We start from the raw sequence: 14,747 nt of genomic DNA on the forward strand, positions 1-14,747 counted from the left end.
TATAGAGAATAAAAATAAAATAAAACGCCAGTTACAGCTAATTTTTTACTAACTATCCTGACGATTCGTCTTTATTATTACTTAATTTGCCAATCATCTAATGAATCAACCCAATGTGTTGGTTGTTGTGACTCTTTGGCAACATCACTCTTTTTTGAAACACCTGAGTATACCAACAAAGTATCCACGTCAGCATTCAATCCTGCCTTGATGTCCGTATTATAGTTATCACCAACCATTAAAGCTTGGTCTTTGGTAATGTTTAATTTCTCCAAAGCACCAGTCATAATAATATCATTTGGTTTACCAACAACAACTGGCGCAGGTTCAACAGCTGTTGCTAAAAATGACACAACCGAACCAGCACCAGGCACCAACCCACGTTCAGTTGGTAAATTCGTATCCGGATTTGTGGCCACAAATTTAGCACCTTGTTGAATAGCGAGTGTCCCTTGCAATATTTTTTCATAGGTGACATCACGATCAAGTCCAATCGCAACTGCATCAGCTGGTGCTTCGGTGACTAATTCAAACCCCTTAGCAAGTAAAGCAGCTTCAAGACCTTCTTCACCAATCATCAAGACACGATGAATACCATCAAACTTTGCTAAATAATCGGCTAAAGCCATACCAGACGTATACACTTGGTCTGCTGTCGTTGGAATGTCATGATTCTTGGTAAGATTCTCAGCCACCATTTCAGGCGTTTTAGTTGAATTGTTCGTTACAAATAAATACTTGTTTTGATTTTCAGCTAGTCTTTGCACAAATCGTCGCCCACTAGGCATTTTAGTTGTACCCTTATAAATCGTACCATCTAAATCAATTAAGTAACCGTCATAACGTTGTGTCATTCTTCACTCTTATCCTTTTTTGAATTCTTAGGACGCTCACGAACCTGAAAATGTCGGTGATTCTTTGATCCAGTTGTTGCAACTGAATTTGATCGCTTACCAACATGCTTTTCAGGATGATTAGCACGATGCGTCTTTTCTTTTACAACTGGTGATTTCTTTTGCTTTTTATTACCATCACGATGGTTATGGGCATGGGCTTTATTGCTATTTTTATTGCCACTCTTGTTATTCGCCTTACCTTTATTCGCATTATTCTTATGTTGACGACGGCGTTTCTTGGCCTTTGGATGCTCTTTTTCTTCCTCATCAATCACTTCATGCGGCTCTAAATTTTCCAAAACAAAAAATGGTGCGCCAAAATTAGCTTGCTCATATAAGAAATCTTGTAGTGCTGAAATTTGTTGACTGCGGGCAACACCTTTCGTGCCATCTTTATAAAAACCACGTAAGCGCAATTGATCAGCTGCAATATCACCCATTAAATAGTCATATTTTTCCAAAAAATCACTGAAACGAGCTGCCATTTTTTGTTGATCGTACGCATCACGGTAATTTTTTACTAAGTGATAATGCCGACCATTAATAAAAATATCTTCTGGCGTATCACCCGTTGTGATAGCTGTACTAGCTTGACGCTCAATAAATTGGGCGTCAGCTAATTCTTTCATTCGTTCTCGGTTCATTTATTTATCTCTCTATTACAATTATGGTGCAAATTTTTTATGCAAATAATCTGCAAAATCTTCTCTCAAAACGGTATCATATGACATCGTATTTTGACCCATGATTTCAAAAGTTGGGAAATAAGGTATAAACAAATAATGATCTAAGGCACCAATTGTGTAATATTCGTCAAAATCAATTGGTTGATCATGCACTAACACTTCACCATCATCAGTTGTTGTAATACCAGCCCAAATCACTTCACCCCATAGATTACCACGAAAGCCCATACCTTTTAAACGGAAACCTTGTAAGTAGCGCTTATTCTTCTGCACCTCTTTCACTAGGCGCCATAAATCAGCACCTTTCAAAATCGTCCGCATAGGATGAACGGCATGTGGCAACAGATTATGCAAATCATTTGCGGTTACAACACCAGCGGGTAAGTCATGTAAGAACATCCCCGTTGACAACATCGCAATATCGGTTTTAGTCCGTGCCATTATGGCCGATAAACCTAAATCAATCAAACGGTGTTCATAGCCTAAATCAATATGATAATCAACTGGTAAAGTTGCGACCACATCCTTAGTTAATTGTTCTTCACCGCTAGCTTGATAACCGTTAATTTCAACATCATCCCCATGAATTGGTGGTAAATCGTCAGTCTTAATTGTCCGCGCTTGCACATTAAGCAATTTGCCATCTGAAACTTCAAAATCAATACGACCAATATGATCACCATAACGGCCTGCCGCTGCTAATAACGCATTAGCGTGCTTTTCACCATAGGCTAACAAATGATGAGTATGCGCACCAATGATAATTTGAAGTTCACTATAATGTTCTGCTAAATACCGATCCATTGGTAAACCTAAATGTGACAACAAAATATTAACATCAGTCTTACCAGCTAATTCTGGCAAAATTTTTGCCAAAGCTGCATCAACATCTTCAGGTTGCCAACCCAATAATGGGTACGTCAGTTCAAATGGTGCAGTAAAGCCTAAAACGCCAATCCGTGTACCCTTAGGCGTCATAATAATCTTATATGGAATTGACCACGCTGGTCGTTGTTGCGTTTGAATATCCGTTAAATTCCCTAAGATAACTGGAAAATTGGCGCTATCATACAAATGATTCAATTGTTCATGATTTAAGCCCAGGCCTTCATTGTTACCAATCGTCACACCATCATAGCCAATCTCATTCATTAAACTAACATTTGCTTGACCATCTGTTGCTTCCGTTAACGGGTGTTGGCGATCAATAAAGTCACCAATATCAAAAGTCAAAACTGTTCGCTGGTCACGAATTAATTGTCGTTTACGAGTTAACAAATAACGACGAATTTTAGGCCACCGCTCTAAATGCGAATGCAAATCATTGGTATGTAAAATTGATATTTTGTCGGACATTTTTTCACCTCCGTTTTGCAAAATCATCGTGTTTACGCTGCATGATGGTTTCAATTTCTTTAAATGTCAAGGGACTACCCCATGTAGGTCGTTCTGACGGCATTAAATATTCTAAGTCAGCACTATCAATACCAACATTAATATTCTCTGGAATTGCCACCATATTATGATGAATATGACCATGTAAATTAATACTGTTCTGGCTCTTCCCAAAAATTAACGGGTAATGCGTCAAAAAGAATTGATGATGGTCGGCTTTTACAATACAACCAACATCTTCAAAAGCATACTTAAGTTGCCCATCTGTTAGGGTAATATTGTGATTACTTAAATACTTAAATAACGATCGTGAATCATGATTACCTTTAACGAACGTTATCCGGCCATTTAGTTGCGCCAAAATATTTGCCACTAGTTCATGTGCATGTCTTTCTGGTCGCACATGATTCATCATCGCAATATCACCTAAATGATAAACATGATCATGCTCACTAACTCGTGCATTCCACGCTGCTATTAAGCCAAGATGTTCATCATGTAGATTATCATACGGCCGTGGTGAAAAATGCTGACTCATTAATAAGTCTTCATGATAATAATGTGTATCTGCCGTAAAATAATCCATCATCAACCTCAATTTCTAACGTAATTTACCTTGCGCATAACTATTTAGCCAACGTACTAATTGTTCAAAATTGTCTGGGAAGGCATTGTAGCCAACAATTATTTGTGGTTGTTCTTCTTCGGCCAACTTCATTGTTAAGCCCCATTCAACAACTGGACCAGGCTTTTGTAAGCGATAGTCGTCATGCCAATCAGACGTTATTGCTGCTAATTGTCGTTCAATATTAGGCCATTGAAAGGTCACATTTTGCCACAAATCTGCAAATGGTCGCAAATCTTTATCGATTGTGATTTGCAACTTATTATTTTGTGAAAAATCAAATTTCTCATCAGCGATATTGATAATATCAACATCTAAAGAAGCTGGTACATTAATATAAAAAGCATGATCTTTTACTTTTTTAGCATAAATATAGTTAAAGCCATCTGCTAAATTTCCTTGATAAAAAGTGAAATATTCTAGTGCCATATTACTTATCAATCACAACTAAATCAGTTGGAATCCCTTCAGTTAAGTTTTCAAAGCCATCATCAGTTACGATAACGTCATCTTCAATGCGAACGCCACCTTTGTCAGTTAAATAAATACCTGGTTCAATAGTTAAAATCATACCAGACTTAATCTGGTCTTCTGCTGGTGCATTGACAGATAAGATTGGACCTTCATGAATATTCAAACCAATACTGTGACCACTTGAATGCGTGTATTGATCACCATAGCCAGCCTCCGTAATAATATCACGGGCTACTTTATCAATATGACTAATGGCAACACCATCCTTAACTGCTGCAATCGTCGCTTTTTGTGCACGCAAAGTAACATCATAAATTTCTTTTAATTCGTCATCCAATGGTCCAAAGGCCAATGTACGGGTAATATCTGATGTATAACCGTCAACATAATAACCAAAATCAATGGTAACAAGTTCACCACTAGCAACTGGCTTATCAGAATAAGTACCATGAGGCAATGCACCACGATAACCTGAAGCCACAATCGTATCAAATGATGGCTTATCAGCTCCACGTTGCTTCATCTTATAATCCAATAAATTGGCAATTTCACGTTCAGTCATACCAATATGTAGTTCTGGTAGCATATCGTTAAAACCAGCTACAGCCACTTCAGCAGAATGACGTAATTTCGCTAACTCATCTTCATCCTTAATTTCACGTAATGCTTCAACCAAATCTGGTACCGGTGCAATATCGGTTCCCACAAAGTTTTCATCAATATAGTCAAAATCACGAAATGGTAATGAATCTTCAAACCCTAACTTATCAATGTTAAACCGACGGGCAGCAGCCATCGCAACACCCCAGTAGTTACGGGTTACCAATAATTCAACACCTTCTGGCAATTGATCACGATAAGCATCTTCATAACGTGAATCCGTAATCAAAGCAGCATTTTCTTTACCAATTAAAACTAGGCCATCCCCAGTACCGCCGGTAAAGCCAGTTAGATATTCCATATTCATACCATCAGCAATTAATAAACCATCAATTTTTAGAGGCGTGAATACTTGTCGTACATTTTTAATTCTTGTTGTCATATTTGTCCCCATTTCTTATCTTCCTTCATTATAACAAATTGTACCACGTGCTTATTGATAAACCGTTGGCTCCGTTACTAATGATTGCGCAATCACTGACCAGTCTAAACTAACGCCAATACCTGCACCTGTAGGTACTGCTAAATAACCTGCTTCTACATAAGGCAAATTAGTTGCAATGTCCTGTTCATAATAATGATCAAATTGTGCGCTATCAGCCGGAATCGTATTAGCACCAGGCAGACTAGCTAAAATTAAATCAACAGCTCGTCCCAAACCAGAACCCAGCATGCCACCAATCCACGGTGTCATATGGGCTTGGTTGGCCAAAGCAATCGCTTGTTTTGTTGTTGTAATGCCCCCAATTTTACCTTGCTTCAAGGTCAAAGCTTTCGTCGTTTGATTAACAATAGCTTTTTTGACATCCGCAAAATCATTCAATGATTCATCCAAACTCAACATTAAATGCGGTAACTTAGCTTGGACACGTTGATGCATATCCCAAGCATTTTCAGCATACGGTTGTTCAATCAAAGTTAAGCCAGCTTCATCTAACATTTGCAACGCCCTCATATTATCATCAGACCAAGCAGCGTTCGCATCAAGTGAAAACATTTGTGTCGGAAATTGTTTGACCAACTGCGCAATGTCGTTTAAATCAGTCGCTTGATTAATTTTTAATTTAATGCGTTGATACCCCTGATCAATGGCATCTTGTACTAACAATTGGGTCGCATGCCAATTTGTTTGAATACCAATTGCTTGACTTACAGCAATTTTATGCTGCTGACCACCTAATAACATAAATAGTGATTGATGCAATTCTTTGCCATAAGCATCCCAAAAAGCCATTTCAATACCTGCTTTAGCAAACGATAAGTGTGTCTGCGTGGCTAACCACTTGGCTAGATTAGTTGGTTCATCAAATGACTGACCAATTAATTTCGCACTTAATTGCTTAACAGTTTGCCATGATTGGGCGTGGGTTTCAGCTGTATAGTGATTATCTACAAAAGACTGGACTTCCCCATAACCAACTGTCCCCGTTGTAAATTGTAAAGCAATCAGCGTCAGTGGCCGCTGCTTCGTCGTGTCATGAGCTGTTTTAAACGGTTGTTTCAACGTTAACATTAAGGGATACAGGGTTATTTTTTGTATTTGCAAGTCAATCACCTCCTAAAATAACATTATTTAGTGCTTAAATTATTCAAGATAGCTGTCACCTGATCTGTTTGTTCAAAATGAACATTATGGCCAGCCTGCTTAATTTGATACCATGTGGCATTAGGCAAAGTACTTTTCATCCGCCGATTAATTTTGGTAAACTTTTGGTCTTTTAAGCCGGTAATTAATGTCACTGGTACTTGAATATTAGGTAGCTCTGCCCACAAATTAGGCATCGCGCCAGTACCGAAAAAACGCAGTGAATTCGCAACATTTTCCGCATGTTGATTAACACGTTGTTCATGCATGAATGCCTGCTTCTCAGCTGATAAATTCTGCTGACTTTTAAATAAGGGCATTTGTTCCCATTGATTAATAAATGCCGGCATCCCCATTTCCAGGACACGGTTCGCTTTTTTCGTATCAGCAATAATACGTTCTTGACGTAATGATTGGGTCGCTAAGCCAGCCGTGCCACCTTCTAAAACTAAGTGATTCAGGCGTTGTGGATATTTGGTTATAAAGGCTAATGCCAATCTTGCTCCCATTGAATAACCGACCATATTAACCCAATCAAAATTTAGTTGCTGCAATAATTCATTCAAATCTTGAACTTGTTGTCGCCACCTAAATTTTTGTGCTGGCATCACCACTTGGGCTTGCGGTCCAAATCCCAAAAGATTGAGATAAACGCGGGTTCCGTTAGGTTGTACTTGCTGGTATTCCGCTTGACTACCCATAAAGCCATGTAAAAATACCCACACCGGTTGACCATTACCCACAATGGTTACTTCATATGAATAGTTATTAATGATAACTTCTTTTCTCACTGTAATGCCTCTTGAATCGCTTGCGTTAATTGTCGATGACTAACCACGTTTTGTTCACGGTTACTCTGAACTTCTATAATTCTTAAACGTGTGGCTGTTTTATGGACTAATTCACTGAGCGTTTCTAAATCATCAACTTGCTTATATTCAGCATCATATAAATGGGCAACCCGTTCAATAACCAGTGGTAATGGTGTCCCAAACATTGGCTCAAAGTAGGCTTTTGCTTCTGATTGTGGCAAGAATGAGAAAATACCCCCACCCTGGTTATTTACAACAACAATTGTCAATGGTACATGGGCTTGGTGACTTAACATGAGTCCATTCATGTCATGGAATAATGTTAGATCACCCGTTAACAAGGTCGTTGGCTTACCGTTCATTGCCATTCCAAAGGCCGATGAAACTGTACCATCAATTCCATTAGCCCCACGGTTAGCTGCAATTTGAATTGCATGATTAGGCACATAATAATTATCCATATCACGAATTGGCATTGAATTAGCAATAAACAATTGGCCATTTTCAGGCAAATTAGCAAGGGCTGCTGGAATTTGATATTCCATTGTTTGCTCTTTATTTTCAGCAACAATTGCTAGTAATTTTTCAGAAACGGTCTGCCATTTTGCTAAGAAATCGTGATTCTTAACACCTGGTTCAGCTAATAAGTCCGCAACCATCGCATCAGTATCAGCTAAAACGCTTGTATGCGCATGGCGGGCATGATCATGACCAGCATGTTCTTGACCAATCTGAACAACTGGAATATTTACGTCACGCAACCAGGCTGTTACTTTGGCCGATACAGGCGTACCACCAAAACGCAATACCACATCCGGACGTAAATCAGCCGTAACAACGTCAGCTGCTAATAAACTATCGATACCACTGATAGCATATTCACTAGGTCGGAAATTACTCAATACATCAGCCAAAACGGGTAATTGATAATGCGCAGCCAATTGCTTTAACTTATCAATATCCCAACCTACTTCATCAGGGCCTAATAACATCATCGCTTTGGGCTTACGTAGTAAAGCAGCGACTGCTTGCACATTTTGCCAACCAATCTGCTGTTGCCCAACTAAAATTCTTTGTGGTGTTATAGTTGGCCAGTCGGCACCTAAAATTGGCATCAATGGCTTACGCAATGGTAAATTAATTTGGATTGGTCCCATTGGTTTAGTAGTTGCTTCACCAACCAGTTCCTGCACATGATAGTCAATATAAGCAGTCACGTCTTCATGATCATCTTGTAACGTAATAGCTGTAAAAGCCTTTGTATGCTCACCATATAAATGATCTTGATGAACCGTCTGTGGTGCACCAATTTGTTGCAATTCTTGTGGTCGATCCGTCGTTAATGCAATCAATGGGATATGTGAAATACTTGCTTCCATGATTGCTGGTAAGTAGTTTCCAGTTGCCGTACCAGATGTTGCCAACAAAGCAACTGGTTGATGCGTTGTTTTTGCCATACCTAAAGCAAAAAAGGCTGCTGAGCGTTCATCAACATCGACTGTTACCCGAACATCATCACGAATTTGTTGCATCTCAGCAAGTAGCAAAGCAACTGGCGTCGTTCTTGAACCAGGCGACACCACGAAATCATGCACTCCTTGCAAAACCAAACTTGTTAATAAGTGTTTGATATTTTCAGTTAAACTATCAGTCATGTTGTCCTTGCTCCTTTAATAAATTCATCATTGGTAACATCTTTAAATTCGTTTCTTGGTATTCCATTTTAGCATCAGAATCACCTAAAATACCGGCACCCGCAAATAACGTTGCTAACTGGTCGTGGTACCACATTGCACGGATTCCCACAATTAATTCACCATCTCCATTTGGCCAAATCATGCCAATTGGGCCACCAAACAAACCACGTGGTTTTTGCTCAATCGTACCAATTTTTGACAATGCCCACGTTTGTGGTTGTCCACCAAGGGCTGGCGTTGGATGCAGTTGAGCCGCTAAAGTTAGTAAACTTGTATTTTCAGCTAGAATACCATTAATTGGCGTATACAAATGCTGTATCTGTGGATTTTTCATAATTTGTGGCTCATTAGGTACAACTAAATGAGCGACCTTAGCCGCTTGCAACTGGTTTTTAATTGTCGCAACCACTGTTTGATGTTCTTTACGATTCTTTGGATCATGCCATAACTCGTCAGCTAAAGCTTGATCAGCTGCTGCATCAATACCTCGCTTGATCGTACCCGCAACAGCAGCCGTTTCTAAGCTTCCGTTTGTCACTTTTACTAAACGTTCTGGCGTTGCAGATACAAATAATTCACCGGACCGTTTTAATACAAAGTGATAGCTAGTTGCTTGTGCCGTTTGTAAATAATCAAACAAAGCCAATTGATTCAATTCACCAACAATTTCTATCTCACGTTGCCGACCTAACACAACCTTTTCGTGTTCTGCATTTTGTTTCATATCATCAATTGCAACTTGGATACGTACAGGCCAATCTTCTTCATCAGTTTGCGTAAGTATTTTCAGAGCAGACGCAGTTTGACCAGTAGCCATCTGTATTGGTTCACCAATAACGCTTTGATTAGCCACATCATACAAGGTTACAGGTTGTATAAAATAGCCATTCATTAATTGAGAATTTGCCGTCACTTGACCATCAAAACGAAAGCCACCAAATATTGGCATATTATCCGCATTATTTGCTAACCAGTCAGCTACTTGTAAAAAAGATGCTCCGACACGTTCGGCTTGTTTACCGAAACCATAATACTTGTTTTTCCCATCAGATGTCGCAAAATAAACCGCATCTTCAGCTACACTAAAAGTTTGTTGTAATTCTTTTTCTGTCGGGAATACCAAAATTTTACCTCTTTTATATTTGTAATTGTTTCGCTCTTGAAACGCATAACTCAACAATCACACTTTTTTTGTTACCTATTGAACAATCATCAGCGTATACTACACTTATACAGGAAATCAACTGCTCAGATAATTTCCTGTCTCCAAAGCGCAGTGGGAGGTTGGGACAAAAGAAAATGTTCCAACCTCTTTTTGCTAAAATTATTTGAATTATAAGCCTATAATTTTTATAGCATAAACGCGTTCACAAATGACATCAAGTAGATTTTCCATAATTCTAGTATACAATATCTGATAGTATAACAATAATGAAACTGTAAAAAGGGGTGAGACATTTTTTGTCTCACCCCTTTTATGATGGATTGATTTTTAAAACTTATTTTGAAACGTCTTCTTTAACTTGTTCTGCTTGTGCAATACGCTTGTCACCTTGATATAGATCGTAAATTGTCCAAATCAGAAGGGCAATGATTAAAACAATAATGACATAGGCAATCATATTAGCCATGCTAGTTTGTGAAGCTGTTGGATTATCACCAAAGAAGGCTGCAATTGAATCTGGCAATCCCTTCATGTTTAGATACGTTAATCCAAGTACTGAAACCCAACCTAACACTTTAACCCATAGACTATTCTTAAAACGACTTCCCATTTCTGTCTTACTGTTCGTTAACATCAAAAGTGGAATCATTGAGAATGGCAAAGCAAATGCCAAAAATACTTGTGAGTTATTCATTAAGTTATTAATAGCAATGTGCTGCTTAACTTCACTCTCACCACTAGTTGTTAGTACCGCAATTAATACTGGAATAACAGAAATCAAACGGGTTACTAAACGACGTGCCCATAGTGGCATCTTCATGTGAACAAAACCTTCCATAACAACTTGTCCAGTTAAAGTACCGGTAATCGTTGAATTTTGTCCAGAAGCAAGCAAAGCAACCGCAAACAATACTGACAAAATACCTGACTTAGCAACATGAATTAAAATACCGTTACTCAATGTTGATGTATCTGACAAAGCTTCATAAAGACCAAAGAATGATGGATCTTGCACTGAACCTGACTTGAACACAGCCACACCCATGATCAAAAGCAATGAATTAACAACAAAGGCTAATGATAATTGAATATTTGAATCCCAAGTTGAGAACTTAACTGTACGTGCAACATCTTTTTCATCGTTGTGATCAACTTTACGTGTTTGTGAAACAGCTGAATGTAGATACAAATTGTGAGGCATAACCGTTGCCCCGATAATTCCTAACGCACCAGAAATAGGTGTCATACCTCTAATTTCAGGTGTTGATGAGAATGTTTGACCCGTTGGAATCAAACCACCAAATACTTCACCCCATGCTGGATGTGATAGTGCAACTTGGTAAATAAATACACCCAAAATAACTAAAATCAAACATACAACAATCGCTTCGATTTTTCTAAAGCCAATTTTAGTTAGCAATAATAGCAATAAAACATCCAAAACTGTCAAGAATACCGCTATAACTAACGGAATGTTGAACAATAAATAAAGTGCTATGGCTCCACCAATAACTTCAGCGATATCTGTAGCCATAATGGCTAACTCAGTCATAATCCATAGAATAACACCTAATGTCTTACCAGTACGTGCACGCGTTGCTTGCGCCAAATCCATCTGACTTACAATGCCCAGTTTAGCCGCCATATATTGTAGCAACATTGCAATTAAACTCGACATTAGAATAACAGACATTAGTAGGTATGAGAAATTTTGCCCACCCGTAATTGATGTTGACCAATTACCGGGATCCATATAACCTACCGCTACCAGTGCACCTGGTCCAGAATACATAAATAGTGTTCTTAGAAAGCTTTTGTTTTTTGGAACTTCAACGGTTCCGTTAATCTCCTCTAGTGAGGGTCCGTTAGCATACTGTACTAAGTGATGCTTCTTAGGAGTCTCTGACCCTTGCATACTCATTTTTAACCACCTTTCAATCAACCCAGAAATTATTATACACCTTTTTATCTTGTAAAGTAAAAATATTTTTTCTTTTATAAAAAAACAGTTTTCTAAAAAGATAATATTATCTTTCTTATCGCGTGTTTAATTACATTTCCGTATCAATCAATCGGTTATATTTAAGTAAATAATATGTTTATATCTCTAAATAAGCATAAAAAAATAACCTTACTAATAAAAATTAGTAAGGTTATTTTAAATCGCTAATTACTTAGCAACAATTTCTTTGTATTCTTCACGAGATACAACTGATACTTGGCGCTTGTCACGGCCCATACGACCGAACTTTACAACACCATCAGTCAAAGCAAACAATGTATCATCGTTACCGCGACCAACGTTTACACCTGGGTAGATGTGAGTTCCACGTTGACGGTAAATGATTGATCCAGCTTTGATGTCTTGTCCGTCAGCACGCTTTGTACCTAGACGACGACCAGCTGAGTCACGACCGTTGGCTGATGAACCACCACCTTTGTGGTGAGCAAGCATCGTCAAGTTATTCAAATTTAATTGCATGATTTAAATCCTCCTATCCGATGGCTTAGGCAATTGAGTCAATGACAACCTTAGTATAAGGTTGGCGGTGACCTTGCTTAGCATGTGAGTGCTTCTTTGGCTTGTACTTGAAAGTAACAACTTTCTTTTCCTTACCTTGCTTCTCAACAGTTCCTGAAACAGTAACACCTTCAACATAAGGTGCACCTAATTTGCCATCAGCGAAGACAACTTTGTCAAAGACAACCTTGTCACCTTCTGCGGCGTCCATCTTTTCGACGTAGATTACGTCGCCGGCAGAAACTTTGTATTGCTTTCCACCGTTCTCAATGATTGCATATGATGCCATGAGTTTGTAGACCTCCATAAAAAATTTTGTAAAAAACTTAGACTCACCAATCCCCCGCGGATTACAATAATCACTTAATACAGGTTATGAGTGGTTGCAGTTTGTGAGATACACAAACACAACATAGAGTATTATAACGTAGTCAATACTGAATATCAATCATAATGTGCTATTTCAGCCTAATTTCATTACCTAACAAAAACTAGCTAATGAAGAAACGTATACTCAATAAAAATAGTCTGAGGAGAATTAATATAGTCAACTCTTCTCAGACCATAAGAATGCAACTAGTGGGACTCGAACCCACAACCGCTCGGGTAGAAACCGAGTGCACTATCCAGTTGTGCTACAGTTGCATATAAAATAGATGCGACGAATATGAGTCCGCCTCATCTATTGTACGTTTATTTTCATAATGAATCAAGCGAAGTTGTCATTAAAATTTTTCGAATCGCTTGATCAAGATTAGACTGTGAAAATTGTAATTCAACTAAGCCTAATTTCAAAAACGACCGCCATGCATGTGCAAAATCACTTTGCCGTTTTTGATGATAACTATTCAACAACATGGTTTTAATGCCCATATATTGGTGAGCTAACCGCATTTGCGGGAAGCGTTTAAATTGGTCAATATCTTCATCGGTCATCACCATTAAATGTGTCCATTGTTGTTTCAAACTAATTGTCAAAAATTGAATGAACGCTTGGGCATAAACCGTCAACAATTCAGCATCCTTAGTTTTCGTTTCATGTGGCACATTGACCATAATTGTCTTGGTTTGTAATATTAATTGACTTAACGTGACATCCAAATTCAAGTAATCATTTAATAACTCGTATTTTGGTCCAATGGGCATCTCCCATTCTGATCTAATCATATGTGACATATCTTTGGTTTGCCTTAGATAATATGCAATATCCAATTCCGTCATGCCAATTACTCCTCTGTTGCCTTAGGCATTAAAACTTCAGGCACAACAACTTGCTTTTGATTATCATGCATTGTTTCCGTAGTTGTTTCCTCGTCAAACACCATTGGCACACTTTCAATAGCCAAATTATCACGTTCAATCAAGTACCAAGCACCAATGAAATCATAGTCTAACAGCACATCTAACCAAGAAAATGCATCTTGACCATCAATCACTTGGAAATGCCAACGTTGCGAATTTTGTTCTGTCGCATCATTAACATAGAATATTCGCACTTCGACACCATCATGTAAGACTAACCCAGCCCCGTTAGGAATGGCTTGCAAGAAATAATTTGAATCTGCTGACAAAACAAACAAGCGATCCAACATGCCGGCCGCTAGCTCTTTTTGCTTTAGTGGATACAAATAATCATCATGTGTCTCTAAGATATTGTAATCAACTTGATAGTTAAATTCCTTTTCCATATAGCGGCCAAATATCGTCAAAAGGTGAACAATTGATCGAATTCGATTGGCTGTTGTTTTTTTACGGAAATTTTCTACCAACAAATCAGTAATATCATCCGCATTAAAATAAATTTGTCGACGCGTTAATGACCAATAAAACAAGCGCTTATGCGTACCTAATTCTGTAAAATAGGCCCCACCGTTTTTATCATGGTTAACTTCAAATTCAAAGGTGGCTGGTTCATCTAATCCTGGAAAGACTAAAGTTAACTCTTCGCGTTCAGCTGGCGTTAAAATGTCATAATCCTCAATTCCAGCAAAACTCAACAAGCGATCAAACACTAACATGAACCAATCTGCTTGTGAATACTGACGAGGCACAACGACCCATTCTGTATCTAAATGTGAAGAGATAATTTGTTGTGCTAGTAAATGGACCTTTTTAGGATCATTCGTATTAGCTAATTCATTCACCTGTGCTAATAAATCTTGAATCTGACCAATATCATTGGCTAGTAGGTTCACATAGGAATCAACACGTTGTCGTAAGTGCTTTGTCAT

Annotated in this window: 15 protein-coding genes, 1 tRNA gene and 1 other annotated feature; all 16 genes read right to left on the reverse strand. The window is 38.3% G+C overall.

The genetic code is table 11. The annotated features are described in order from the left end of the window. Positions 1-77 precede the first annotated feature (77 nt). A complete protein-coding gene (locus ACSYSF_RS06355) occupies positions 78-854 on the reverse strand; it encodes a TIGR01457 family HAD-type hydrolase (RefSeq protein ID WP_489867131.1) in 777 nt (258 codons plus the stop codon). After that, a complete protein-coding gene (locus ACSYSF_RS06360; RefSeq protein ID WP_489867132.1) occupies positions 851-1,540 on the reverse strand; it encodes a YutD family protein in 690 nt (229 codons plus the stop codon). The genes ACSYSF_RS06355 and ACSYSF_RS06360 overlap by 4 nt, the downstream gene beginning before the upstream one ends. Positions 1,541-1,561: 21 nt before the next feature. Further along, positions 1,562-2,938, reverse strand: a complete 1,377-nt coding sequence (locus tag ACSYSF_RS06365; RefSeq protein WP_489867133.1) for a bifunctional metallophosphatase/5'-nucleotidase — start codon at positions 2,936-2,938, stop codon at positions 1,562-1,564. A gap of 4 nt (positions 2,939-2,942) precedes the next feature. After that, positions 2,943-3,563 carry a metallophosphatase gene (locus ACSYSF_RS06370; protein WP_489867506.1) on the reverse strand — a complete coding sequence of 207 codons (621 nt, stop codon included), beginning with the start codon at positions 3,561-3,563 and terminating at the stop codon, positions 2,943-2,945. Between the two features lie 15 nt (positions 3,564-3,578). Next, entirely contained in the window at positions 3,579-4,031 is a 453-nt protein-coding gene (locus ACSYSF_RS06375; RefSeq protein WP_489867134.1) for a phosphoesterase, read from the reverse strand. A 1-nt stretch (position 4,032) separates the two neighbouring features. After that, positions 4,033-5,130, reverse strand: a complete 1,098-nt coding sequence (locus tag ACSYSF_RS06380) for a M24 family metallopeptidase (protein WP_489867135.1) — start codon at positions 5,128-5,130, stop codon at positions 4,033-4,035. 39 nt (positions 5,131-5,169) lie between these two features. Beyond that, the gene (menC, locus tag ACSYSF_RS06385) at positions 5,170-6,291 is read right to left on the reverse strand and encodes an o-succinylbenzoate synthase (protein WP_491737223.1); all 1,122 of its coding nucleotides are present in this window, start codon (positions 6,289-6,291) and stop codon (positions 5,170-5,172) included. A 14-nt stretch (positions 6,292-6,305) separates the two neighbouring features. Then, positions 6,306-7,112: a 2-succinyl-6-hydroxy-2,4-cyclohexadiene-1-carboxylate synthase gene (gene menH / locus ACSYSF_RS06390; RefSeq protein WP_489867137.1), complete on the reverse strand. Its 807-nt coding sequence runs from the start codon at positions 7,110-7,112 to the stop codon at positions 6,306-6,308. Continuing rightward, a complete protein-coding gene (menD, locus tag ACSYSF_RS06395; RefSeq protein WP_489867138.1) occupies positions 7,109-8,788 on the reverse strand; it encodes a 2-succinyl-5-enolpyruvyl-6-hydroxy-3-cyclohexene-1-carboxylic-acid synthase in 1,680 nt (559 codons plus the stop codon). The genes menH and menD overlap by 4 nt, the downstream gene beginning before the upstream one ends. After that, entirely contained in the window at positions 8,781-9,953 is a 1,173-nt protein-coding gene (locus ACSYSF_RS06400) for an isochorismate synthase (RefSeq protein WP_489867139.1), read from the reverse strand. The genes menD and ACSYSF_RS06400 overlap by 8 nt, the downstream gene beginning before the upstream one ends. Positions 9,954-10,329: 376 nt before the next feature. Beyond that, complete coding sequence (locus ACSYSF_RS06405; RefSeq protein WP_489867140.1) at positions 10,330-11,916, reverse strand: Nramp family divalent metal transporter; 1,587 nt, start codon at positions 11,914-11,916, stop codon at positions 10,330-10,332. A gap of 249 nt (positions 11,917-12,165) precedes the next feature. Next, positions 12,166-12,477: a 50S ribosomal protein L27 gene (gene rpmA, locus ACSYSF_RS06410; RefSeq protein WP_489867141.1), complete on the reverse strand. Its 312-nt coding sequence runs from the start codon at positions 12,475-12,477 to the stop codon at positions 12,166-12,168. A gap of 25 nt (positions 12,478-12,502) precedes the next feature. Continuing rightward, positions 12,503-12,805: a 50S ribosomal protein L21 gene (gene rplU, locus ACSYSF_RS06415; protein ID WP_042491645.1), complete on the reverse strand. Its 303-nt coding sequence runs from the start codon at positions 12,803-12,805 to the stop codon at positions 12,503-12,505. 29 nt (positions 12,806-12,834) lie between these two features. Beyond that, positions 12,835-12,911: a sequence feature (ribosomal protein L21 leader region), on the reverse strand. Between the two features lie 176 nt (positions 12,912-13,087). Next, a tRNA-Arg gene (locus ACSYSF_RS06420) sits at positions 13,088-13,161 on the reverse strand. Between the two features lie 54 nt (positions 13,162-13,215). Then, positions 13,216-13,737 (reverse strand): dUTPase, encoded by a 522-nt coding sequence (locus tag ACSYSF_RS06425; protein ID WP_489867205.1) that lies wholly within the window; start codon positions 13,735-13,737, stop codon positions 13,216-13,218. A 5-nt stretch (positions 13,738-13,742) separates the two neighbouring features. After that, a complete protein-coding gene (locus tag ACSYSF_RS06430) occupies positions 13,743-14,747 on the reverse strand; it encodes a hypothetical protein (protein WP_489867206.1) in 1,005 nt (334 codons plus the stop codon).

Source organism: Weissella sp. ESL1139 (genome assembly GCF_058506735.1).

Coding starts and splice junctions, on each gene's coding strand:
- ACSYSF_RS06375 (WP_489867134.1), bottom strand. CDS start 4,031: ATGGCACTAGAATATTTCACTTTTTATCAAGGAAATTTAGCAGATGGC.
- rpmA (WP_489867141.1), bottom strand. CDS start 12,477: ATGCAATTAAATTTGAATAACTTGACGATGCTTGCTCACCACAAAGGT.
- ACSYSF_RS06380 (WP_489867135.1), bottom strand. CDS start 5,130: ATGGGGACAAATATGACAACAAGAATTAAAAATGTACGACAAGTATTC.
- menD (WP_489867138.1), bottom strand. CDS start 8,788: ATGACTGATAGTTTAACTGAAAATATCAAACACTTATTAACAAGTTTG.
- ACSYSF_RS06425 (WP_489867205.1), bottom strand. CDS start 13,737: ATGACGGAATTGGATATTGCATATTATCTAAGGCAAACCAAAGATATG.
- ACSYSF_RS06355 (WP_489867131.1), bottom strand. CDS start 854: ATGACACAACGTTATGACGGTTACTTAATTGATTTAGATGGTACGATT.
- ACSYSF_RS06405 (WP_489867140.1), bottom strand. CDS start 11,916: ATGAGTATGCAAGGGTCAGAGACTCCTAAGAAGCATCACTTAGTACAG.
- ACSYSF_RS06430 (WP_489867206.1), bottom strand. CDS start 14,747: ATGACAAAGCACTTACGACAACGTGTTGATTCCTATGTGAACCTACTA.
- ACSYSF_RS06360 (WP_489867132.1), bottom strand. CDS start 1,540: ATGAACCGAGAACGAATGAAAGAATTAGCTGACGCCCAATTTATTGAG.
- ACSYSF_RS06365 (WP_489867133.1), bottom strand. CDS start 2,938: ATGTCCGACAAAATATCAATTTTACATACCAATGATTTGCATTCGCAT.
- ACSYSF_RS06370 (WP_489867506.1), bottom strand. CDS start 3,563: ATGGATTATTTTACGGCAGATACACATTATTATCATGAAGACTTATTA.
- rplU (WP_042491645.1), bottom strand. CDS start 12,805: ATGGCATCATATGCAATCATTGAGAACGGTGGAAAGCAATACAAAGTT.